The organism is Micromonospora sp. PLK6-60 (assembly GCF_019890675.1).
Lineage (GTDB): Bacteria > Actinomycetota > Actinomycetes > Mycobacteriales > Micromonosporaceae > Micromonospora.
In genome coordinates, this window is sequence record NZ_JAIOAA010000009.1 from 1 (window position 1) to 22,019 (window position 22,019).

17 protein-coding genes and 2 tRNA genes are annotated in these 22,019 nt (G+C 71.0%); 12 read left to right on the forward strand and 7 right to left on the reverse strand.

The window, feature by feature from the left end:
- A partial coding sequence (locus K7640_RS18160; RefSeq protein ID WP_222956058.1) for a family 16 glycoside hydrolase occupies window positions 1-1,671 on the forward strand: 1,671 nt, incomplete at its 5' end.
- Window positions 1,672-1,925: 254 nt separating this feature from the next.
- On the forward strand, window positions 1,926-2,936 hold the full coding sequence (locus K7640_RS18165; protein WP_222956059.1) for a sugar phosphate isomerase/epimerase: 1,011 nt from the start codon (window positions 1,926-1,928) through the stop codon (window positions 2,934-2,936).
- A 113-nt stretch (window positions 2,937-3,049) separates the two neighbouring features.
- Here K7640_RS18165 and K7640_RS18170 read toward each other — a convergent pair whose 3' ends face one another.
- From K7640_RS18170 to K7640_RS18185, 4 genes are all read right to left on the reverse strand, one after another.
- Window positions 3,050-4,234: an ROK family transcriptional regulator gene (locus tag K7640_RS18170; protein ID WP_222956060.1), complete on the reverse strand. Its 1,185-nt coding sequence runs from the start codon at window positions 4,232-4,234 to the stop codon at window positions 3,050-3,052.
- Between the two features lie 108 nt (window positions 4,235-4,342).
- Window positions 4,343-5,416, reverse strand: a complete 1,074-nt coding sequence (locus K7640_RS18175; RefSeq protein ID WP_255609396.1) for a sugar phosphate isomerase/epimerase — start codon at window positions 5,414-5,416, stop codon at window positions 4,343-4,345.
- A gap of 91 nt (window positions 5,417-5,507) precedes the next feature.
- The gene (locus K7640_RS18180) at window positions 5,508-8,840 is read right to left on the reverse strand and encodes a ThuA domain-containing protein (protein WP_222956061.1); all 3,333 of its coding nucleotides are present in this window, start codon (window positions 8,838-8,840) and stop codon (window positions 5,508-5,510) included.
- A gap of 275 nt (window positions 8,841-9,115) precedes the next feature.
- Complete coding sequence (locus K7640_RS18185; protein WP_222956062.1) at window positions 9,116-9,520, reverse strand: hypothetical protein; 405 nt, start codon at window positions 9,518-9,520, stop codon at window positions 9,116-9,118.
- 269 nt (window positions 9,521-9,789) lie between these two features.
- On the opposite strand from K7640_RS18185, the gene K7640_RS18190 reads away from it, so the two are divergent.
- From K7640_RS18190 to K7640_RS18215, 6 genes are all read left to right on the forward strand, one after another.
- Window positions 9,790-9,862, forward strand: a tRNA-Asn gene (locus K7640_RS18190).
- A gap of 187 nt (window positions 9,863-10,049) precedes the next feature.
- Window positions 10,050-12,182, forward strand: a complete 2,133-nt coding sequence (locus tag K7640_RS18195; protein WP_222956063.1) for an MMPL family transporter — start codon at window positions 10,050-10,052, stop codon at window positions 12,180-12,182.
- The gene (locus K7640_RS18200; protein WP_222956064.1) at window positions 12,175-13,410 is read left to right on the forward strand and encodes an NAD(P)/FAD-dependent oxidoreductase; all 1,236 of its coding nucleotides are present in this window, start codon (window positions 12,175-12,177) and stop codon (window positions 13,408-13,410) included. Before K7640_RS18195 ends, K7640_RS18200 begins: the two co-directional genes overlap by 8 nt.
- Window positions 13,411-13,461: 51 nt before the next feature.
- Window positions 13,462-14,421, forward strand: a complete 960-nt coding sequence (locus K7640_RS30285) for a lipopolysaccharide assembly protein LapB (protein ID WP_255609397.1) — start codon at window positions 13,462-13,464, stop codon at window positions 14,419-14,421.
- Window positions 14,418-16,124 carry a pitrilysin family protein gene (locus K7640_RS18210; RefSeq protein ID WP_222956065.1) on the forward strand — a complete coding sequence of 569 codons (1,707 nt, stop codon included), beginning with the start codon at window positions 14,418-14,420 and terminating at the stop codon, window positions 16,122-16,124. Before K7640_RS30285 ends, K7640_RS18210 begins: the two co-directional genes overlap by 4 nt.
- 74 nt (window positions 16,125-16,198) lie before the next feature.
- Window positions 16,199-16,275 (forward strand) — tRNA-Ile (locus tag K7640_RS18215).
- Window positions 16,276-16,289: 14 nt separating this feature from the next.
- On the opposite strand, the gene K7640_RS30290 is transcribed toward K7640_RS18215, so the two are convergent.
- A complete protein-coding gene (locus K7640_RS30290; protein WP_255609398.1) occupies window positions 16,290-16,694 on the reverse strand; it encodes a tyrosine-type recombinase/integrase in 405 nt (134 codons plus the stop codon).
- 230 nt (window positions 16,695-16,924) lie between these two features.
- Between K7640_RS30290 and K7640_RS18225 the strand changes: the two genes are divergently transcribed.
- From K7640_RS18225 to K7640_RS18235, 3 genes are all read left to right on the forward strand, one after another.
- Entirely contained in the window at window positions 16,925-17,212 is a 288-nt protein-coding gene (locus K7640_RS18225) for a hypothetical protein (protein ID WP_222956066.1), read from the forward strand.
- On the forward strand, window positions 17,212-18,069 hold the full coding sequence (locus K7640_RS18230) for a protein phosphatase 2C domain-containing protein (protein WP_222956067.1): 858 nt from the start codon (window positions 17,212-17,214) through the stop codon (window positions 18,067-18,069). Before K7640_RS18225 ends, K7640_RS18230 begins: the two co-directional genes overlap by 1 nt.
- Window positions 18,070-19,288: 1,219 nt before the next feature.
- A complete protein-coding gene (locus K7640_RS18235) occupies window positions 19,289-19,819 on the forward strand; it encodes a GNAT family N-acetyltransferase (RefSeq protein ID WP_255609399.1) in 531 nt (176 codons plus the stop codon).
- Window positions 19,820-20,100: 281 nt separating this feature from the next.
- On the opposite strand, the gene K7640_RS18240 is transcribed toward K7640_RS18235, so the two are convergent.
- Both K7640_RS18240 and K7640_RS18245 read right to left on the reverse strand, forming a co-directional pair.
- Window positions 20,101-20,511 (reverse strand): type II toxin-antitoxin system VapC family toxin, encoded by a 411-nt coding sequence (locus K7640_RS18240; protein ID WP_222956069.1) that lies wholly within the window; start codon window positions 20,509-20,511, stop codon window positions 20,101-20,103.
- The gene (locus tag K7640_RS18245; protein WP_222956070.1) at window positions 20,508-20,786 is read right to left on the reverse strand and encodes a type II toxin-antitoxin system Phd/YefM family antitoxin; all 279 of its coding nucleotides are present in this window, start codon (window positions 20,784-20,786) and stop codon (window positions 20,508-20,510) included. Before K7640_RS18245 ends, K7640_RS18240 begins: the two co-directional genes overlap by 4 nt.
- 157 nt (window positions 20,787-20,943) lie before the next feature.
- On the opposite strand from K7640_RS18245, the gene K7640_RS18250 reads away from it, so the two are divergent.
- Window positions 20,944-21,885: a DinB family protein gene (locus tag K7640_RS18250; RefSeq protein WP_222956071.1), complete on the forward strand. Its 942-nt coding sequence runs from the start codon at window positions 20,944-20,946 to the stop codon at window positions 21,883-21,885.
- Window positions 21,886-22,019: the final 134 nt, after the last annotated feature.

A 22,019-nucleotide genomic window follows, 5' to 3' on the forward strand; every position in this document is an offset into this window, starting at 1 on the left:
CAGGCCACCGTGCGGGTGGAGGACCGGGCGCACGCGGCCACCGCCCACCTCGGCCCGACCTGGCAGCGCACCGACGAGTGGTACAACTACCGCACCAACGCCCGGTCCACCGCGCACGTGCTGGCCAACCTGGACGAGTCGTCGTACTCGGGGGGCGGGATGGGGGCTGACCACCCGCACGCCTGGTGCAAGGCGTACGCGGGCGGCCGGTCCTTCTACACCGGCGGCGGCCACACCCAGGCGTCGTACGCCGAGCCGGCGTTCCGGGCCCACCTGCTGGGCGGCATCCGGTACGCGGCCGGCCGGACCAAGGCCGACTGCCGGCCGGAGACCGGCTACACCGCGCTGTACAACGGTTCCACCACCGGCTGGTCGCAGGCCGGGCCGGGCAGCTTCAGCAACGCCAACGCCACCCTCACCTCGGTCGGCGGGATGGGCCTCTACTGGTACAGCGCGAAGCAGTTCACCAACTATTCGCTGAAGCTGGACTGGAAGCTGGAAGGCGACGACAACTCGGGTGTGTTCATCGGCTTCCCGCCGTCGAGCGATCCGAACTCGGCGATCAACAACGGGTACGAGGTGCAGATCGACCCCACTGACAGCGCGGACCGCACCACCGGGGCGGTCTACGGGTTCAAGTCCGCCGACCTGGCCGCCCGGGACGCGGCGCTCAACCCGGCCGGTGAGTGGAACACCTACGAGTTGCTGGTCGAGGGGGAACGCCTCCAGGTCCTGCTCAACGGGGTGAAGATCAACGACTTCACCAACACCGACCCGGTCCGCTCGCTCGCCGGCCACATCGGCATCCAGAACCACGGCACCGGCGACGACGTCTCGTTCCGCAACATCCGGATCAAGGAGCTGGGCGGCACCCCGCCGCCGACCGGCAACACCACCGTGCAGGCCGAGGCGTTCAGCACCGCCAGCGGGGTCAGCGCGTACGGCAAGACCGGGGCCAACGGCGGGCAGACCCTCGGGTACGTCGACCCGGGCGACTGGGCCGCGTACCAGGGCCTGGACCTGACCGGGGTGACCTCGTTCCGGGCCCGGGTGGTCTCCGGCGGGCCCGGCGGCACCATCGGAGTCCGCACCGGCTCGCCCACCGGCGCGCTGCTCGGGCAGGTGGCCGTGCCGAACACCGGCAGCTGGACCACCTTCGCCGACGTGTCCACCGCCCTGTCCGGGGTGCCCAGCGGCAGCCAGACCCTCTACCTGACCTTCACCGGGTCCGGCAGCGGACTGTTCGACGTCGACGACTTCACCCTGGTGCGAACGGCCGGCGGCACGCCCGGCACCGGCCCGATCAAGGGGCTGGGTGGCAAGTGTCTGGACGTGCGCAACGCGGCCACGGCCGACGGCACGCAGATCCAGATCTACACCTGCAACGGCAGCGCCGCGCAGACCTGGACGGTGACGCCGAACTCCACCATCAAGGCGTTGGGCAAGTGCCTGGACGTCTCCGGTGGCGCCTCCGCGGACGGCACGAAGATCCAGCTCTGGACCTGCAACGGCAGCGGCGCGCAGAACTGGTCGGCGCAGGCCGACGGCACGCTGCGCAACCCGCAGTCCGGCAAGTGCCTGGACGTCTCCGGCAACAACTCCGCCGACGGCACCGCCGTGCACCTGTGGACCTGCCACACCGGCGCCAACCAGAAGTGGACCCTGCCCTGAGGTGAAAGGAAGGGCCCCTTCTTAACAGACGTCTGTTAAGAAGGGGCCCTTCCTAACCGTCGGGGTGCGGCCCTAGAGTGGGTGACGGCGACCGCGCAGGCCGCCGGTGGCCCGACGGGAGGCGCAACCCGTCGAGTCAGGCGCGTAACCGCGCCCACCGGTGCCCGCACGGCGGTTCGCCGTGCACCGCCCGGTCGCCCTCGCCCCGGTTTCCGCACCGTGGAATCCCCATCACGACAGGGGAGAGAAGGACAATGGCGCGACCCATCACGCTCTTCACCGGCCAGTGGGCCGACCTTCCGTTCGACGAGGTCTGCCGGCTCGCCTCGCAGTGGGGCTACGACGGGCTGGAGATCGCCTGCTGGGGCGACCACTTCGAGGTCGACAAGGCACTGGCCGACGACTCGTACGTCGAGCGCAAGAAGGAGACCCTGGCCAAGCACAACCTCCAGGTCTTCACGATCTCCAACCACCTGGTCGGCCAGGCCGTCTGCGACCACCCGATCGACGAGCGCCACCAGGACATCCTGCCCGCCCGGATCTGGGGCGACGGCGAGCCCGAGGGGGTACGCCAGCGGGCCGCCGAGGAGATCAAGGACACCGCCCGGGCGGCGGCGAAGCTCGGCGTCGACACCGTCGTCGGCTTCACCGGCTCGTCGATCTGGCACACCCTGGCGATGTTCCCGCCGGTCCCGCCGGCGATGATCGAGCGCGGCTACCAGGACTTCGCCGACCGGTGGAACCCGATCCTCGACGTCTTCGACGAGGTGGGCGTGCGGTTCGCGCACGAGGTGCACCCCAGCGAGATCGCCTACGACTACTGGACCACCAAGCGGACCCTGGAGGCGATCGGGCACCGTCCCGCGTTCGGCCTGAACTGGGATCCGTCGCACTTCGTCTGGCAGGAGCTGGACCCGGTCAACTTCATCTTCGACTTCGCCGACCGGATCTACCACGTCGACTGCAAGGACGCGAAGGTCCGTACCGGGGACGGGCGGCGCGGCCGGCTCTCCTCCCACCTGCCCTGGGCCGACCTGCGCCGGGGCTGGGACTTCGTCTCCACCGGGCACGGCGACGTGCCCTGGGAGGACTGCTTCCGGGCGTTGAACGCGATCGGCTACACCGGCCCGATCTCCGTCGAGTGGGAGGACGCCGGCATGGACCGCCTGGTCGGTGCCCCGGAGGCGTTGCAGTTCGTCCGCCGGCTCGCCTTCGACGCCCCGTCGGCGGCCTTCGACGCGGCCTTCAGCAGCAGCAAGGACTGACCCTCGCCGACCAGCACGCTCGATCCGGGATGTAGTGGCCTCCCGACAACTTGGAGGCCACTACATCCCGGAAACAGCAGGATCTTGCCCGCCGGCGTCCGGCGCCGGGGTGGTCAGGCGGGGGTGAAGAGGTGGTCGCTGACCAGTCGGGCGGCGCCCACGACGCCGGCGCGGTCGTCCAGGTCGGAGAGGACGATCGGCATGTTCCCGGTGGCCAGCGGGGCGGACCGGCGGTAGACCACGCCGCGGATCTCGGCGAGCAGCACCGGCCCGATGCCCGGCGCCACCCCGCCGATGATCACGATGCCCGGGTTGAAGAAGCTGACCAGCCCGACCAGGGTCTGCCCCAGCCGCCGGGCGGCGGCGCGGACCAGGGCCTGGGCGCTGGCGTCCCCGCCGGTCGCGGCCCGCGCCACGTCGGTCACGGTCAGCCCGCCGGCCTCGGCCAGCCGGTCGGCCAGCGGCCCGGACCGGCCGGACCGCGCCGCCGCGGTCGCCTCCCGGACCAGCGCGGCATCGCCGCAGTACGCCTCGACGCAGCCGTTGTCCCCGCACCCGCACGGCGGGCCGTCCTCGGCCAGCCGCAGGTGGGCGATGTCCCCGGCGCCGCTGGTGGCCCCCCGGTAGACCGCCCCGTCGAGCACCAGGCCGCAGCCGATGGCCGAGCCCAGCTTGACGTAGAGGAAATCCTCGAAGGCCCGGCCGGTGCCGGCGTGCTTCTCGCCGAGCGCCATCACGTTGGCGTCGTTGTCGACAAGCACGGGGCAGCCGAGTTCGGCGGCGAGCGCCTCGCGGACCGGGAAGCGGTGCCAGCCGGGCAGCGCCGGCGGTGACACCGGCATCCCCTCCGCGAACGCGACCGGCGCGGACAGGCCGACGCCGACCCCGGTGAGCCGGTCCACGCCGGCCTCGGCGCGCAGCTTGCCGATCAGCTCGACCACCCGGGCCACGACCGCCTCCGGCCCGCTCCGGACGTCCGTCGGTTCGCCGGCCCGGGACAGCACGCCGAGCTCGCCGTCGGTCAGCGCCAGGTCGATCCGGTCCGGCGCGACGGTGACCCCGACGAACCGGACCGAGCCGGCGACCCGCAGCAACGGCGACCGGCGACCGCCGCGCGAGGCCGCCGGGCCGGCATTTTCCACCAGACCCCGCTCGATCAGCCGGTCCAGTTCCCCGGCGAGCCGGGACCGGGCCAGGTCGACGGCATCCCCCAGCTCCGCCCGGGAGCGGGGGCCGTCATCACGCAGCAGGCGCAGCAGGCGCGCCTGGTGCGGGTTCTCCGGTCGGACGACGACCACGCGAATCACCTCCACCCGGAATCTTGCACGACGTCGTTTCCACCGGATGGCGCGAGGGGTCGTATCCGGTTTCCCGGACACGACCCCCCAAACCTGCCGCGGTACGGCTCAGCCGCGCAGGCTGGCCATGTGGCGGTAGCTGATCTCGGCGAAGCGCAGCGAGCGACCCGGGTCGGCGGTGCCGCCCGGCGCGGTGTCCTGCTCCCACATCGGGTTGTGGTAGCCCTTGGCGCCCATGTTCTTGAAGAAGGTGCCGTAGTCGATGTCGCCCTGGCCGAGCGGCGCCATCTCGTAGCCGGCGGCCAGGTCCGGGCGGAGCGCGCCGTCCTTGGCGTGGAACAGCGGGAACCGCTGCGTCCGGGACGCGACCGTGGCCAGCGGGTCGAAGACGTTCGTCTGGAGCTGGCCGTCCGGGTCGGTGTAGGTGTGGAAGCGGTGCTGGGCCACGTGCGCCCAGTAGATGTCCATCTCGAACCAGACCCACTCCGGGTTGGTCTGCCCGAAGAAGTACTCCAGCTTCCGGACGCCGGTGGACCGGGTGGGCCGGCCCGCGGCGTCCAGCGGCCCGCTGTCCAGCAGGAAGTTGTACGCCGCGTCGTGGTTGTGGGTGTAGAGCTTGAGCCCACGGGCGGCGGCCAGCTCACCGAAGGTGTTCCACCGGTCGGCCGCGGCGTCCCAGTCCGCCTTGTAGTTGCTGCTGGTCGGGTCGGAGCCGGTGCCGATGTGGGTCATGCCGAGGATCTCGGCGGTGTCCAGCGTCTGCTCGAACTGGGCGAGGGTGGTCGGGGTGACCGAGCCCGGGACCGACGCGTGCGAGCCGTTGGCGCGCAGCCCGTTGTCGTCCAGGATCTTGCGGATCTCCACCGGGGTGATCTGCCGGCCGAGGATGCCGGTGTTCTGGGTGTAGCCGGCGAACTCGATCTCCTTGTAGCCGATCTCGGCCAGCCGGCCGAGCACCCGCTCGAAGCCGTACGGGACGCCACTGGCGTCCGGGGCGGCGCTGATCCGGTCCCGGACGCTGTAGAGGATGATGCCCCGCTTGCCGGGCGGGACGAGCACCCCGTTGGCGGCGGAGGCGGTGGTGCCGCCGAGCCCGGCGGCGCCGACGGCGGCCGCGCCGGCCGCCCCGGCGATCGCGCCGAGCATCCGGCGGCGGCTCATCCCGTGCTGTGTGTCGCTCATGTCCTGTCTGCCTTTCGGTACGGAAGGTGGTGGTGCTGGCGATGGTGGGGGGTGGCGGGTGGGGCCGGTCGGCGGCCCCACCCGCCGGCGGTCAGGGGGTGGTCCCGATCCCCTGACCGTTGAAGTGGACCCAGTTGAGGTTGCCGAAGCCGCTGGCCGGGCCACCAGGAACGGTGGTGAAGACCAGGTAGAGCTTCCGCGACCCGCCCGGGTCGGTCAATGGGGCGTTGGTGCTGGTGAAGGCGGTGTTTCCGGTGGTGGCGTTGACGGTGGCCGTGGTCAGCAGCGGGCCGGTGGGGGAGTCGAGCCGGAACTCGACGCCGAACCGGGGCTGGCCGGCGGTGGCCGCGCTGCCCCCGGAGGTACGCAGCGTCACCGACTGCATGTTCTTCAGGTTCACCTTGTTGTTGATGGCGATCCAGTCGCCCGGGTCGAGGCTGCCCCGTTGCTGGCCGCCGCCGACGTCACCGCTGGTGGCGACGGTGGTGCCGGACTGCTCCTGGGCGAACTCGACCTCCTGCCGCTTGTCCTGGATGATCTGCTGGCCCACCGTGGTCAGCGCCGGCTGGCCGTTGGCGCCCTTGTCGGTGTAGGACGCGCTGATCACGCCGTAGATGTAGCCGCCGTGTGAGGCGTTGTCGGCTTCCGTGGGCAGCACCCCCGAGCAGCCGAACATGTTGGCCTCGCCGTGGCCGTGGCTGTCGTGGCCGAGGACGAAGGTGACCTCGACCTTGCCGCAGTCGACCGGGCCGTCCTCCGGGTCGGTGACCGTCACCGAGAACGGGATGTCGTCGCCCCACTGGAAGAAGCCGCCCTCCAGCGGGGTGTTCACCGTGACCGTCGGCGCGGTGTTGCCGACCGTGATGGTGGTGTTCGCCGACGCGCTCTTGCCGCTGGAGTCGGTCACCGTGAGGCGCGCGGTGTAGACCCCGTTGGTGGTGTACGTGAACGTCGGGTTCGGGTCGACGGAGTCGGTGGTGCCGTTGCCGTCGAAGTCCCAGGCGAACGAGATGGAGTCGGCCGGGTCCGGGTCCTTCGAACCCTCGCTGGAGAAGGCGACGGTCAGCGGCGCCCGGCCGTTGGTCGGGGTCGCGTTCAGCACCGCGCTCGGCGCCCGCAGGCCCTTGACGTAGCTGAACTTCACCATCGCCGCGTCCGGGTTGATGTTGAAGAACCCGTCGCCGTACGTCAGCAGGTAGAAGTTGCCGTCCGCGCCCCAGCGCATGTCCATCGGGTTGTCGCAGAGGAACGGCTTGGTCGGCGTGGTGGGCTCCTGCCCGCAGTTCAACACATTGTTGATCTTCAGGATGTCGCCCTTGCTGTCCAGCCGGATCTCCTTGAGGGTGTCCCGGGTGAACTCACCGAAGAAGATCGCGTCGTCGAAGTACTCGGGAAACTTCGTCTCCGACCTCAGCTCCGGGTCGTAGTCGTACTTCGCCGCACCGTGCGGACCGACGCCACCGGTGCCGAGCTCGGGGAAGAGCACCGGACAGGTCTGCGTCGGCGTCGACAGGTACGACTCCGGGCACGGCGTGGGCGCCTGGAACGAGTACCACAGCTCCGACTTCTCCACCGGGGGCAGGTCGGTCAGGCCGGTGTTGTGCCGCGAGGTGTTCCGCGGCGCCGCGCAGTCGAACGGCGCGACCGGGGAGATCGGACTGGTGGTCCAGTTCATCTCGATGTACGGCAGGTTCGGCTGCACGCACATCGGCCAGCCGTAGTTCGCCGGCTTGTCGACCACCATCATCCGGCCGGTGCCCGCCGGTCCCCGCCCGACGGCCGCGGTGGAGGAGTCGGGGGAGTAGTCGGTGACGTAGGCGACGTCGTCCTTGTCGAGGGTGATCCGGAACGGGTTCCGCAGGCCCATCGCGTAGATCTCCGGGCGGGCCTTCTCCGTGCCCGTCGGGAACAGGTTGCCCGCCGGCACGGTGTACGACCCGTCCGCGCCGACCGTGATCCGCAGGATCTTGCCCCGCAGGTCGTTGGTGTTCGCCGAGCTGCGCCGCGCGTCCACGAACGGGGCCTGGTAGACGCCGGTCGCGCTGACCGAGTCGTTGTGCGGCGAGAAGCCGCCCGAGCCACCGCCGCCGGCCGGGGTGTCGTCCCCGGTGACCAGCCAGAGGTTGTTCTTCGAGTCGAACGCGATGTCACCGGCCACGTGGCAGCAGGCGCCCCGGTCCACCGGTACCTGCATGATCTTCTGCTCGGTGCTCACGTCCAGCGAGGGCGTCTCGCCGTCCACGAACTTGAACCGGGAGAGCTGGAAGTAGCCCAGCCACTGGTCCCACGCCGCCGGGTTGGTGCTGGTGGTCGGCGCGGCACCCACCGGTGTGTTCAAGGGTGGCGCGTAGTACAGGTAGACCCACTTGTTGGTGGCGAAGTCGTTGTCGATCGCCGGGCCGTACATCCCGTCCTCGCTGTGGGTGTAGACCGGGATCTGCGCCAGCACGGTGGTCTGGTTGGTCTCCGGGTTGTGCAGGCGTACGCCGCCGCGCCGGTCGGTCTGGATCACCCGGCCGTCGGGGAGCACGTCGAAGCCGATCGGCTCGCTGACGTTGGGCTGCGCCCCGATGACCGTCATCTGGTAGTTGGCCAGCACGGTCGCGCCGCAGTCGCCGTCGGTCACGCCGGCCGACCACTGGATCGCGCCGCCCAGGTGGGCGCGCAGGTCGGCGCTGCCGTAGCTCTCCGGCGTGGCGCCCAGGCCGGTGTAGAAGGACCGGCCGCCCTGGTAGTCCTTGCACCAGGTGACCGGGTGGTCGAAGCCCATCGTCCCGCCGGTGTACGTCTTCTCGTCCACCGTGGCCAGCACGTGTGAGACGCCGCGGACGTTTGCCGCGTAGTTGTACCAGCGGTCGGTGGTGCTCCAGCGCTCCGGCAGGGTCTCCGACGCGGGGTGCACCCGGTCGGCGACCGTCACCGTCGCGGTGCTGGCGGCGGAGGGGGCGCCGGCGGCCCGGGTGCCGAGCACGTCGGTGAGGAAGGACCACTCCGGCTCGGCCTCGATGGCGGAGTGCACGCCGACGAAGCCGCCGCCGTCGCGGTAGTACCCCTCGAAGGCGGCCTGCTGCGCGTCGTTCAGCACGTCACCGGCGGTGTTCAGGAAGACCACCGTGCGGAACTGCTTGAGGTGCGGCTTGTCGAACTTGCGGGGGTCGTTGGTGACCTCCACGGTGAACCGTCGGTCCTTGCCGAGTTGCTGGATCGCCTGCACGCCGGCCGCCGTGGCGGCGTTGCTGCCGCTGGCGGACCGGGTGAAGACCAGGACCTTGTACTGGATGCCGTTGCTGTTCGGGGCGGGGGTGGTGAGCACCGGCGCGGCGGTGGCCGGGCCGGTCGGTTGGCTCGCCGTGGCGACGAGGGTCGCGCCGACGAGGGTGAGCAGACTGAGGAAGGTGGTGGCCCTGTGGCCCGGTATGTGCATCGAACCTCGCTCTGGTCGGGCGGGTCCGCCTCAGTCCGTTGGGTGCGGCTGAGGTGGTCGCTCTGGGGGAGACGAGAGCCTGGCCAGGTTCTACGCAGGACGATATTTCCGAGCGGCGATAAAGAAAAGAGGCTGGCGGCCTAAGTTTTCTACAAAGAGTCCGTACTTTTGCTTCAGATCGGCAAAAGTGTGGGCGACCGATCGGCTGGACGGGCGCCGGGAACGCCGAAGGGGCCGGCCACCGAGGTGGCCGGCCCCTTCCGCGTACGGGTGACTCAGATGGTGCTGCCGTTGGTGCCGGTGCCGGACGACTTGCCGCGCGGCGTGGTGCTGGTCGACGACGAGCTGGTCGAGCTGCTGCTCGACGAGCTGCCGCCGGCCTTGGCGCCGACCGTGGCCGGCGTGCCCGCGAACGCGTCGTCCGCCGCGGTCAGCTCCTGCCGGTTGCCGTTGCCCGTGCTCAGCTTCTCGCCCAGCTTGGACTGGCCGAGCTTGTCCTTGCCCTCGCTGTAGAGCCGAGTCGCCTGGGCCTGCGCGACCCCGGCCGCCTCCTGGACGGTCGGGTGGTCGAGCACCTTGCGGCCCCGGACCACCAGCTCCTCGTACTTCTCCCGGCCGGCACGGGCGCCCAGGACGAATCCCGCAGCCAGCCCGCCAAGAAACATGATCTTTCCGCGCATGGCGGCTCCTTCCGTACCTGACGCGCCGTCGGACCCGGCGGGTGTACCGCCGGGGCGACCATCTCGCGCCTGCGTCCTGTGTCCTGCCCTAACTACCCATCCTGCTCCGCGCTCATACCTGGTGGTGCCCGGATGGCGAGATGTCCGCTTTAGTGGCTTCTCGGGCGGCCCGGCGGCGTCGGTAACCCCCTGGACCTACACCCCCCGGAGTCCTGTACTCTTGTGCCGTCGCCGAGCGCCGGAGAGATCCGGGGCGCGACGGCCTGCGGTCCCCCGTAGCTCAATTGGCAGAGCAGCCGGCTGTTAACCGGCAGGTTTTTGGTTCGAGTCCAAACGGGGGAGCTTCTCCACCCTCAACGCCCGTCGGCATCGCCGGCGGGCGTCCTTCGTCTCCGGGCCGCGCGCCGGTCCGGCCGTGCCAAGCCACCGTTTCGTACCCCGCCGACCCGCCCCGGGCGGCAGGATGGTCGATGTCGACCTAGACTCCCGCTGCGTCGATCGGTGAGTCGATTTCTCAGGACGGGTGCAGATGGCCGGAGGACGGGGCCGGGCTACGGCCACGCTGATCGCGGTGGCGATCGTGCTCGGGTGGCTGGTGGTGGGCGGGATCGCCGGCCCGTACGCGGGGCGGCTGAGCGAGGTGGCCACCAACGACAACGCCGCCTTCCTGCCGGCCGACGCGGAGGCCACGAAGGCCCAGGACCTGGCCGCCGGGTTCACCGAGAAGGTCACCACCCCCGCCCTGGTGGTCTACGAACGCACCGCCGGCATCACCGAGGCGGACAAGCAACTGGTGGCCGCCGACGCGGCCCGGTTCGCCCGGGTGCCCGGCGTGGTCGCGCCGCTGCCCCCGCCGATCCCCAGCCAGGACGGCCAGGCGGTGCAGGTGGTGGTGCCGATCGACGGCGCCGAGGGGGAACGGATCGGCGCCGTCGTCGACGAGCTGCGCGCCGTCGTCGGGGAGAACCGCGGCGGGATGACCGTGGACGTGGCCGGCCCGGCCGGGCTGCTCGCCGACCTGATCGAGGTGTTCTCCGCGATCGACGGGCCGCTGCTCCTGGTCACCCTCGCGGTGGTGCTGATCATCCTGCTGATCGTCTACCGCAGCCCGGTGCTCTGGATCTTTCCGCTGCTCGCCGCCGGGATGTCGTACTCGCTGGCGGCCGTCCTGGTCTACGTCCTGGCCCGGGACGACGTGCTCAAGCTGAACGGGCAGGCGCAGGGCATCCTCACCGTGCTGGTCTTCGGCGCCGGCACCGACTACGCGCTGCTGCTCATCGCCCGCTACCGCGAGGAGCTGCACCGGCACGCCGGACCCTGGCCCGCCATGCGGACCGCCTGGAAGGGCGCGGCCCCGGCGATCGTCGCCTCCGGCGGCACGGTCATCGTCAGCCTGCTCTGCCTGCTGTTCTCCAGCCTGAACTCCAACCGCGCGCTCGGCCCGGTCGCCGCGATCGGCATCGCCGCCACCCTGCTGGTGATGCTTACCTTCCTGCCCGCCCTGCTGGTGCTCGGCGGCCGGTGGGCGTTCTGGCCCCGGATCCCGCGCGAGGACCAGGCCGACCCGCGCGCCGAGCACGGCCTCTGGAGCCGGATCGCCCGCTTCGTCGCCCGGCGGGCCCGGACCGTCTGGCTGGTCACCGCCGCCCTGCTGGCCCTGCTGGTGCTGGCCCTGCCGCAGCTCGGCGTCACCACGCTCGGCCAGTCCGACCAGTTCACCCGGCGCACCGACTCGGTGGCCGGCCAGGAGGTGATCTCCCGGCACTTCCCCGGCGGCACCGGCAGCCCGGCCACCATCTTCACCAACCGGCCCGCCGCCGAGGAGGTGACCCGGGTCGCCCAGGCCGTGCCGGGCGTGGTCACCGTCCGCCCGCTGCCCGGTCCGGGCCCGGCGGGGGTGCCCGACCCGAACGCCCCACCGGTGGTCAGCAACGGCAAGGTCGAGCTGGAGGCGACCCTGGCCGACTCGCCGGACAGCGACGGCGCCGAGCGGACCATCCGCGCGCTGCGGGAGGCGGTGCACCGGGTGCCCGACGCGGACGCGGTGGTCGGCGGCTTCACCGCGATCAACGTGGACACCGCCGACGCCTCCGCCCGGGACCGCAACGTGATCATCCCGGTGGTGCTGGTGGTGATCGCGGTCATCCTGGCCCTGCTGCTGCGCGCGCTGGTCGCCCCGGTCCTGCTCATCGCCACCGTGGTGCTGTCGTTCCTGGGCACCCTCGGGCTCTGCGCGCTGGTCTTCCGGTACCTGCTCGACTTTCCCGGCGTCGACCAGTCGTTCCCGCTCTTCGCCTTCGTGTTCCTGGTGGCGCTCGGCATCGACTACAACATCTTCCTGATGAGCCGGGTCCGCGAGGAGTCCGTCCGGCGCGGCACCCGGGCCGGGGTGCTCGTCGGCCTGACCGTCACCGGCGGCGTGATCACCTCCGCCGGCATCGTGCTCGCCGCGACCTTCTCCGCGCTCGCCGTACTCCCGCTGGTGGTGCTGGTGGAACTCGGCGTGGCGGTCGCGGTGGGCGTCCTGATCGACACCATCGTCGTCCGGTCGCTGCTGGTGCCCGCGCTCGCGTACGACATCGGGCCGAAGGTGTGGTGGCCCAGCCGGCTGTCCCGGTCCTCCCGGGGCGCGGCGGACGCGGGGGAGCGGGCCGATGCCTGACACCGACGTCGTCATCGTCGGCGGCGGCCTCGCCGGGCTGGCCGCGGCCCGCCGGCTGCACCGGGCGGGCGTGCCGTGGCGGCTGGTCGAGGCGGCCGACCGGCTCGGCGGCCGGGTCGCCACCGACGCCGTCGACGGCTACCTGCTGGACCGTGGCTTCCAGGTGCTGAACACCGGCTACCCCCGGCTGGGCCGGCTGGTCGACCCGGCCGCCCTCGACCTCGGCTGGTTCACCGCCGGGGTGCTGGTCCGCCGCGGTGACCGGCTCCACCGGCTGGTCAACCCGCTGCGCGAGCCGGGCGGCGCGCCCCGCACCGCGCTCGCCGGGGTGGGTTCGCTGCGCGACCGGATCCGCTTCGCCGGGCTGGCCACCGGCTGCGCGACCCTGCCGGTCGGCCGGCTGCTCGACGCGCCGGAGACCAGCACCGAGGCGGCGTTGCGCCGGGCCGGACTCTCCGACGCGATCATCGAGGAACTGCTCCGGCCGTTCCTGTCCGGCGTCCTCGTCGACCGGGAGCTGGAGACCTCCAGCCACGTGCTGGCGATGATCCTGCGGTCGTTCGCCCGGGGCCGGATCGGCCTGCCGGCGCAAGGCATGGCCGCGCTGCCCCGGGCCGTCGCCGCCCCGCTCCCGACCGACCTGATCGAGCTGGACACCCCGGTCACCGGGGTCGCGCCGGGCCGGGTCCGCACCGCGTCCGGCGAGGTCGGCTGCCGGGCCGTCGTGGTCGCCGCCGACCCGCCGGCCGCGACCGCGCTCCTGCCGGCCCTGCCCCCGGTACGCGTGCACAGCTACACCACGTACTACCACGGCACCGACGAGCCGCCGCTGGACGAGCCGATCCTGCTGGTCGACGGCGACCGCCGGGAACTGGTCGCGAACACCGTCGTGGTCAGCCGGGCCGCGCCGACGTACGCGCCGGCCGGCCGGCACCTGGTGGCCACCTCGGTGGTCGGGCCGCTCGCCCCGCCCGAGCCGGTGATCCGGGCCGAGCTGGCCCGACTGTACGGGCGCGCCACCGCCGACTGGACCCATCTGACCACGGTCTCCGTCCCGGCCGCGCTGCCCGCCGCGCCGCCGCCACAGGGCCGGCTGCGCAAGCCGGTGGAGCTTGGCGACGGGCTCTTCGTGGCCGGGGACCACCGGGACAGCCCGTCCATCCAGGGGGCGCTCGCCAGCGGCTGGCGCGCCGCCGGTGCGGTGCTGGCCCGGCTGCGGGCGGGATAGCCGCCGGTCACGGGGCACATGGCCGGCCGGTGGATCACTATGATCCCCGCCATGCCTGCTCCCGGCCAGCCCTCGGCGCCCGTGTTCGAGCCGGGCGCGGCGTACCCGGAACTGGCCCGGATGCGGGCCGCGCTCGGCGCCGGCGACTGGCCGGGCGTCCGGCAGATCGTCGGCGGGCTCGACTGGGCCGGCATCTCCATCTTCACCGGGCTCTGCGGCGACCTGGAGGGGACCGAGGAGTTCCTCCGCGCGGTGGTCGCCCGGCAACCCGCCGACCCGGTCGCCGCGACGCTGCTCGCCTCCACCCTGATCCGGACCGGCTGGCGGATCCGCACCGCACACCGGGCCCAGCACGTCAGCCGGGACCAGTTCGCCCGGTTCCACGAGCACCTGCGCCAGGCCGAGCGGATCCTGATCCAGGTCACCGCCCGGCACCCGGACTACGTGACCGCCTGGTACCTGCGCATCACCGCCGCCCGCGGCCTCGAACTGGGCGAGTCGGAGGCGCGCCGCCGCTACGACCGGCTGGCCCGGCACCAGCCGCACCACCAACCGGCCCAGTCGTCGCTGCTGCAGAAGCTCTGCCCCAAGTGGAGCGGCACCTGGGAGGGCGCGCACGGCTTCGCCCGGGAGTGCCTGCGGACCGCGCCGCCCGGATCGTGCAGCCCGGTCGTGGTCGTCGAGGGGCACCTGGAGCACGCCCTCGACCTCGGCGACGTCGGGGACGCCACCGGCTACCTGCGTACGCCGCAGGTCGGGCAGGAGATCCACGAGGCGGCCCAGCGGTCGGTCTGGAACCCCGCGTTCCGGCACGGGCCGGGCTGGGTGCTCACCCGCAGCACCTTCGCGCTGGCCTTCAGCCTGATGGGGGAGTGGCCGGCGGCGGCCGGGCAGTTCGCCGCCCTCGGCCCGTACGGCGACGACTGGCTGTGGGACTACCTCCCCGGCGACCCGGCCGAACAGTTCCAGAAGTACCGCGCCGAGGCGTACGCGAAGGGCGGCCCGCGATGATCCGGCAGTTCGACGTCGACGGGGTGCCCACCCTGCTCGCGCCCACCGGCGGCCCGATGCGCGCCGGCCTGGTGTTCCGGGTCGGCACCGCCGACGAGACGCTGGCCCGCGCCGGCATCACCCACCTGCTGGAACACCTGGCGCTGGCCTCGCTCAGCGAGGTCGACTACCACTACAACGGGGCTACCGGCAGCGTCTTCACCTACTTCCACATGCAGGGCTCCGAGCCGGACATCGCCCGGTTCCTCACCGCGGTCTGCCAGCACCTGCACCAGCCGCCGCTGCAACGGCTGGAGATGGAGAAGGACATCCTGCGCACCGAGTGGAGCACCCGGACCCCCGGCGCGATGGACTCCGTACCGCTGTGGCGGCACGGCGCCCGGGACCACGGCCTGGCCAGCTACCCCGAGTTCGGGCTCGGCATGCTCGGCCCCGACGACCTGCGCAACTGGGCCGCCCGGTACTTCACCCGGGAGAACGCCGTGCTCTGGATCGCCGGCGACCGGGTCCCGGCCGGGCTGCGGCTGGCCCTGCCCGGCGGGCACCGGCAGCCGGTGCCCGCGCCGTCGTCGGCGCTGCCCGAGACGCCCGCGTACTTCGTCGGGCCCGGCCGGGCCGTCGCGCTCGACGCCGTGGTCCGCCGCCGGACCGCCGGCAGCGTCTTCGCCGGGGTGCTGGAACGCGAACTGTTCCGGGCGCTGCGCCAGGAGGGCGGCTTCTGCTACACCGCCACCGCCGGCTACGAGCCGCGCGGAGACGGGTACGCCACCGTACGCGGGCTCGCCGACGCGCTGCCCGACAAGCAGGACGCGGTGCTGGGCGGATTCGTCGACGTGCTGGCGAAGCTGGCCGTCGGCCGGGTCGAGCAGGCCGACGTCGACGCGTACGTGGCCAAGGCCGGCGAATCGCTCGGGGTGGCCGAGGTGCACGCCGCGATGCTGCCGACCCGGGCGTTCAACCTGCTCACCGGGCACCCCAACCTGACCGTCGAGGAATACCGGGCCGAGCTGGCGGCGGTCACCCCGGCCGACGTGCACGCGGTGGCCCAGGAGGTGATGGCCTCCGCGCTGCTGATGGTGCCCGAGGGAAGCGCCGCCGACTGGGCCGGCTTCGTCGCCGCGCCCACCCTCTCCACCGAGGCCATCGCCGGCACCCCGTACCGGTCCCGCGAGGACGACGGCGGCGAACTGCGGATCGGTCCCGAGGGGGTCAGCCTCGTCCTGCCCGCCGGGCTGCTCACCGTCCGGTACGCCGAGTGCGCCGCCATGCTGGCCTGGCCCGACGGCGCCCGGCAGCTCACCGGCCACGACGGCATCATCGTCCGGATCGAACCCACCCTGTTCGACCTGCACCCCGGGGCGATGCAGTACCTGGACGGGCAGATCACGCCGGATCGCCGGGTGGACCTGCCGCCACGAGCGCCCGAGCGGATCCCCCAACCGGCGACGCGCTCCGCCCGCCCCGCCGCCGGCGGGTCGACCGGCGCGGACGCCCCGGCGGTCAACTGGTCCGCCAAGCCGGTGGTGATCACCACGCTGGTGCTGGCCGCACTGCTGGCCGGGGTGTCCTGCCTGTGCACCCTCGGGGCCGCGTTCGACGACGTCTCCGACCCCGCCGGGGTATGGATCCTGATCGTGGTGTCATGGCTGCTCGCTGTTATCCTCGCGTTGCCCTTCGTGCGGTCCCTGCGGCGCAGGTCCTGACGGCGCGGGCGAAATCCGCCACCGAAGGTGGTGGCCGGAGCCCGAGAGGGCAGGTTACGATCCGGCGCGGTAACGGGGCGGTAGCTCAGCGGGTTAGAGCAGGGGACTCATAATCCCTCGGTCGCGGGTTCGAGTCCCGCCCGCCCCACCATCCGTTTTCCCAGCTCAACCATGCTGCCGGCGACCCGGGCGAACCGCATTCAGGTCCGGACCGACGCCCTCAGTCCGCACTGAGTCCGCAGCAGCACGACCCGCCGCCCGGTCGAGGCGGTCGGCTACCTGGTCCAGGTCGTCCTCGAACAGGTCCGCGTAGACGTCCAGCGTCATGGCCGCCGAGGCGTGCCCGAGCATCCGCTGAACCGCCTTCACGTTGGCGCCCTCGGCCACCGCCAGGCTGGCCGCCGTGTGCCGCAGCTCGTGCGGTGTCAGACCGGCGAGGCCGATCAACTCCGCAGCCCGATCGAAGACGCGGCGGCGGAAGTTGTTGTTCCGTAGCACCTCGCCGGCCGGGGACGTGAACACCAAGCAGGAGGCGATCAGGTCACGGCCGGTGGTCGCGATCGAAGACATGACCGGCGCTCAGCGACTTGGGGACCTCGCGCGCAGCCTCGGTCTAGAGCCGTCGTTCGAGTCGATTCCCATCGGCGGCGAGATCGACCTCAACCGTCCCAACCAGGTGGTGATCTCTGGTCCGCGCATCGCCGAGCACATCGCCCAGGTGCTCGCGCAGGACCCCGTCTTGCAGTTCGAGCGCGCCAGCAACGGCCCATGGACGCTGGTCGACCGCAAAAACCGGCACCGTGTACCGGTCCGGGCAGGACCAGACGCCGCAGCGCATCTGGGACGTGGCGTACCTGGGCCGCCTACCCCGACCGGACCGGCAGGGCTCGCTGATCATTTTCACCGGCATCCACCCGCCCGGTTCCCTCGGAGTCGTCCACCTGCTCTGCACCCGGATCAGCGAGCTGTACAGCGAGGTCAAGACCGGCAACTTCTCGGTGCTGGTCGGCACCGAGTACGAACCCGACACCCACGAGCCGCGTCACGTGGAGCTTCTGACGCCGCTGTACCGGTTGGAGGACAACTGATGCAGGTCACCATGGCGACCAGCCCAGCCACGCCCGACCAACCCAACGAGGACTTCACCGCCGCCACCCCGAACGGTGTCGTCCTGCTCGACGGCGCCGGCCTGTCCGGCACCACCTCACGCTGCTCGCACGGCGTCGCCTGGTACACCCGCCACCTCGGCGGGGCGCTGCTCACCGGCCTCGCTGGCGACGACGGCCAGGACCTAGCGGCCATCCTCGCTGAGGCGATCAGGCAGACGGCCGACGCACATGAAGGCACCTGCGACCTTGACGACCCCGGCACACCGTCCGCGACCGTCGTCATGCTCCGCACTACCGGTGATGACCTGGAGTACCTGGTGCTCGCCGACTCCGTGCTCGTGCTCAACCTGGCCGACGACGCGCCGCTGGTCATCACCGACGACCGCGAGGCCCACATCGGACAGCGGTACCGCTCGGCGATGGACAACCTCACCAACGGCACACCCGAACACGACCAGGCCCGCCGCGACTACGTCCAAGCCCTGCGCGCCCACCGCAACACAGCCGGGGGATTCTGGGTTGCCGCCGCCGACCCACGAGCCGCCGACGAGGCAATCCTCGGAAGCCGACCGATCACCTCTGCGGCCCTGCTCAGCGACGGAGCCAGCCGCCTCACCGACCGCTTCGCCCTGACCGACTGGCCCGGCCTACTGGCGATCCTGCACGACCACGGCCCAGCCGAACTGATCCGCCGCGTCCGTGCCGCAGAAGACTCCGACCTACAAGGCATCCGCTGGCCACGCGGCAAGACCCACGACGACGCGACGGCCGCCTACTATACCCAACTGTTCGATCGGCAAGAAGTTTGGAAAGATCAAAGGCGTGTGGGCCGGTAGCCGGAAGTTTGAAGTTCTCGCGGTGGCTACCTGTTTGCTATTGGCGTCGACTGGTTGCACGACCGGGGACGACGGGGGACGACCCGAAGCTGGCGCGCCGAGCTCCGCATCCTCCGGGTCCATCGGCTCACAAACTCCGCTGCTGCCACCGCTGCCGCAGGGCGGACAGCGCGCGTCGTGTATCGATTCCGTCGCCACGGAGGCGGATCCGGGCGAGCTGTACCGCATAGCGACGGACACCGTCGCGGTGTCGTCCCAGGTCCTGCAACCCAATGAGTCATCCGATAACCGGGGGCCGACTCGGCTCTTCGCCAAATGGGGCCTTTACGTGCGGGCCGGAACGGCTGCGGAGCTGCAAGTGGCACCCGGATGGGAGGACCGCGCCCGCATCGGCTGGGGCAGAAACGCCAAACCGACAACTACTGTGCAGGTCGAGGCCTGCCCCGCCAGGGGCACGCCGGCCGGATGGTCGGTCTTCACCGGCGGCACCTGGGTGTCAAATCCGGCGTGCGTACCGCTGGTAATCAGGTCTCAGGGACGACAGGTTGACGTGCGTCTCGCGATAGGCGTCGAGTGTCACGAGAGCTCACCCCGGTAGGGCTGCCCAAGACCTCCCGACCTAGGCACGGCACAGACGGCAAGTCGCTGCCCGAGTGTCGCTCCCGAGCAATTGCCGAATTGACCTCTTATAGATCAAGCGGGCCGCGCCGGCCGGCCCCGGCCTGCTGGCGACCTTCGGCCGGCATCGGCCGGGCCGGCCGGCTGCACTGCGGCGACCACTGGCACGAAGGGCTGAGGCGGGACGATCGCCCTCGGGGTTGCTGTCCATTGAGGGCGGGGCGATCGCTGCCGCGCAGCAGAGCTGCTTGCCCCTGGAGTCTGGTGGGCACTGCCCGCGGATTGATGACGACGAGGACCAGGGCGTGACCCATCCCCCGGATGCCCGATCCTCTACGCCACCCGGCCGGCGTCAAGGGCGCCGCGCGTCGGCACACCGATGGCCTGCGGCCACCCTTGACCCCGACCGTGCGCCGCAGTCCTCGGCACCTATCCGGGGATGGGGCAGTCTCGCGGCCACATTCGGCGAGGGAGGCTGGACGGTCTACCCCTGGGAACTTGACGCGAGACATCGTCGCCACGAGAGGATAGGCGGGTGCGGTCCTCCCTTTCGACACCACCTGCTATTCCCGCCGGCGCCCTCGCCGCAGGTCCACAACCGATGCTTTCCGCTCAGGGCGACCTGCTCTTGCGACCGTGGAGGCCTTCCGATGCGTCGGTCTTCTTCGCTGCGTACCGGGACCCCGACATTCAGCATTGGCACACTCGCCAACCCGCGTCTGAGGACCAGGTCCGTGAGTGGTTCCAGCAGTATCACCGGGCCTGGGAGCAGGAGACGGGCGCGAGTTGGGCGGTGACGCGCGGCGGCGGTGAGGTGCTGGGGCGCATCGCCATGGGCAGCATGAATCTCGATGACGGTGTCGCAGGGTGCGCATATTGGGTGCTCCCGGCCGCTCGTGGAGCAGGCGTGGCCTCCCGAGCGCTGATGGCCTTGAGCGCCTGGGCGCTCGGCGAGGCCGGTTTCCATCGTCTGCACCTGGATCATTCGACCCGCAACCAGGCCTCCTGCCGCGTCGCCGTCAAAGCCGGGTTCCTACTGGAGGGCACCAAACGCAGCGACGCCATCCACTCCGACGGCCGGCACGACATGCACCTGCACGCCCGTATCCGTGGCGACGAGTCACTCGCCTGATCCGGGTTTGTCTCCGGCCGTGCAGTCCGCAAGAGGTTGACGGACGGCGGGGGAGTAGTGAGAGATGTCGAGAGGTGTTTCCGCTGCTAAAAGGCCAACCAGGCAGCTCGTCGGGTCGCCCATCTTGATCTCATAATCCCTCGGTCGCGGGTTCGAGTCCCGCCCGCCTCACTAGAAACGGATACCCAAACGAAGGGGTGCAAGGTCGCAGAACGCCGGCCACGGCCGATGTGGTGGCCAAGCGGCGGTCGGACTTCGTACCGGGTGGTGGACTCGTGGGGTCAGTTCTGGCCGGGGCTTGCTACGGGTAGCCCCACTTCCTTGGCGCATTCGAGCAGCCGCCGGTCATAGGTGACGAAGGCGGTGAGTGCCGTACCGGATTCGTTGGTTAGCACCTGGGCGGTGGCCAGGTGGATGGCGTCGAGGCTACGGAGCGTCGGCTCGGCGAACGCGGCTGCGGTTGCACGGATCGTGCTGTCGATCTCCAGTCGGAACAGCCGTCCGACGGCAGCCGGCACTCCGATCAAAGCCTGCGGAGCTGATCGGCGCAGCGCAATGGATACTTCCACCTCGACGAGAGCGGAGGAGACCAGCGGCACGTCGTTGTGCTTGTTGAGCCAGGAGACAAGGTCGGCGCTGCACATCTCCTGCCGAACCAGCTTGACGACGGCAGCTGAATCGAGATAGATCACCAGCGCTCCTCGTCACGCATTGCAGTGAGCGAGGCGGCCACGTCCACACTCTCGTCACCGAGCTTCGGCGGAAGTGGAACAGAGCCGCCGCCGGTGGGAGGGACGGCTCGCCCTGCCGCTACCAACTTGGCCAAAACCGACCTGTCGTCGCCTACCGGCACAAGTCGGGCGATCGGGTGTCCGCGATCGGTGATCTCGACGGTCTCGCCGCCACTCACCCGAGCCAAGACCTGGCTGGTGTTCTGGTTCAGCTCCCGGACACCGATGCGTTCCATGGACACGAGTGTAGAACTATATGTTCTACGGTTCTAGCTCCTGGCGTCATCCGGGCCGCCTGTTCGCCGAGTAGAGAGATCCACGATGTCTAGGCCGTGTGGCTGCTCGGCGGTTCGGTGGGGTGATGTCGGAATCATCGCGCACGAGGTCCGCGAGTTGGGCAAGTTCAGGGGGCAGCGGATCGCCTGCGATCGTGGCGCGGTGGTTCGCGTGGTGGTACCCCCGGCCCACCACGCACAGCCCCTGGTCAACCATGCTGCCGATGGCAGGGCCACCAGCATCCGAGCCTGGGTGGAGGGGGCGGCCGAGGGCCGGTTGATCAGGCAGTATGGCGCCATGGCGGAAGAGTTCACCAATACCGATGCGTTCCGTGGTGCCAGTTTCCGAGGCACGGACCTGTCCGGCGCGACGTTTCGCGACTGTGATCTGAGGCAGGTCAGGATCGTCAGTTCGGAGGTTGCCGAGCTGAGAGTGTCCGGATTCGGGGGGCGCGTCGGCACAGTGGTCATCGATGACGTCGATGTCACTGCCTTCGTTGGTGCTGAGCTCGACCGGCGATATCCCGAGCGCGTGCAGGTGCGGGCGATCCGGAAGGCGGACGACTACCGCGAGATGTGGGCCATCCTCGAACGCCTCTGGTCGGACACCCTCGCCCACGCCGAGCTGCTGTCTGAGACCGCTCGCCAGGAGCGAGTCGATGGCGAGTGGTCCTTCGTCGAGACGCTGCGTCATCTCGTCTTCGCGATCGACGTATGGGTGGGGCGAATGCTCCTCGCCAAAGAGACGCCGTACCACCGGCTGGGCCTGCCGCCCACGGACTATCCTGCCGCCGGAGCGGCGGAGTTGGGGATCGACCTGGACGCCCGTCCCTCGTATGGCGAGATGGTGGCGCTGCACGCCGACCGCCGGGCGCAGACGCGGAACGTCCTCGACACCCTGACCGACGCCGAGATGGAGCGGATCATCACCGCTGCGCCCGCACCGGCATGGGGTGTGGAGTCACACTCGGCCGGCGATTGCCTGCGGTGGGTGATGGAAGAACACTGCGAGCACCGTCGCTTTGCCGAGCGCGACCTCGCCCTGCTCCACACCCGCTGATCGGCGAGCACGAGCCCAGGTTCGAGTCCCACCCGCCCACCCTGTTGATCTTTCGTGCGAACCCCCTTGGCAGCGGCGGCGTCGCGCCGCTCTGCGTAGCTGCTCGACGCGGACTGTGGCTGGCCACGGATCCG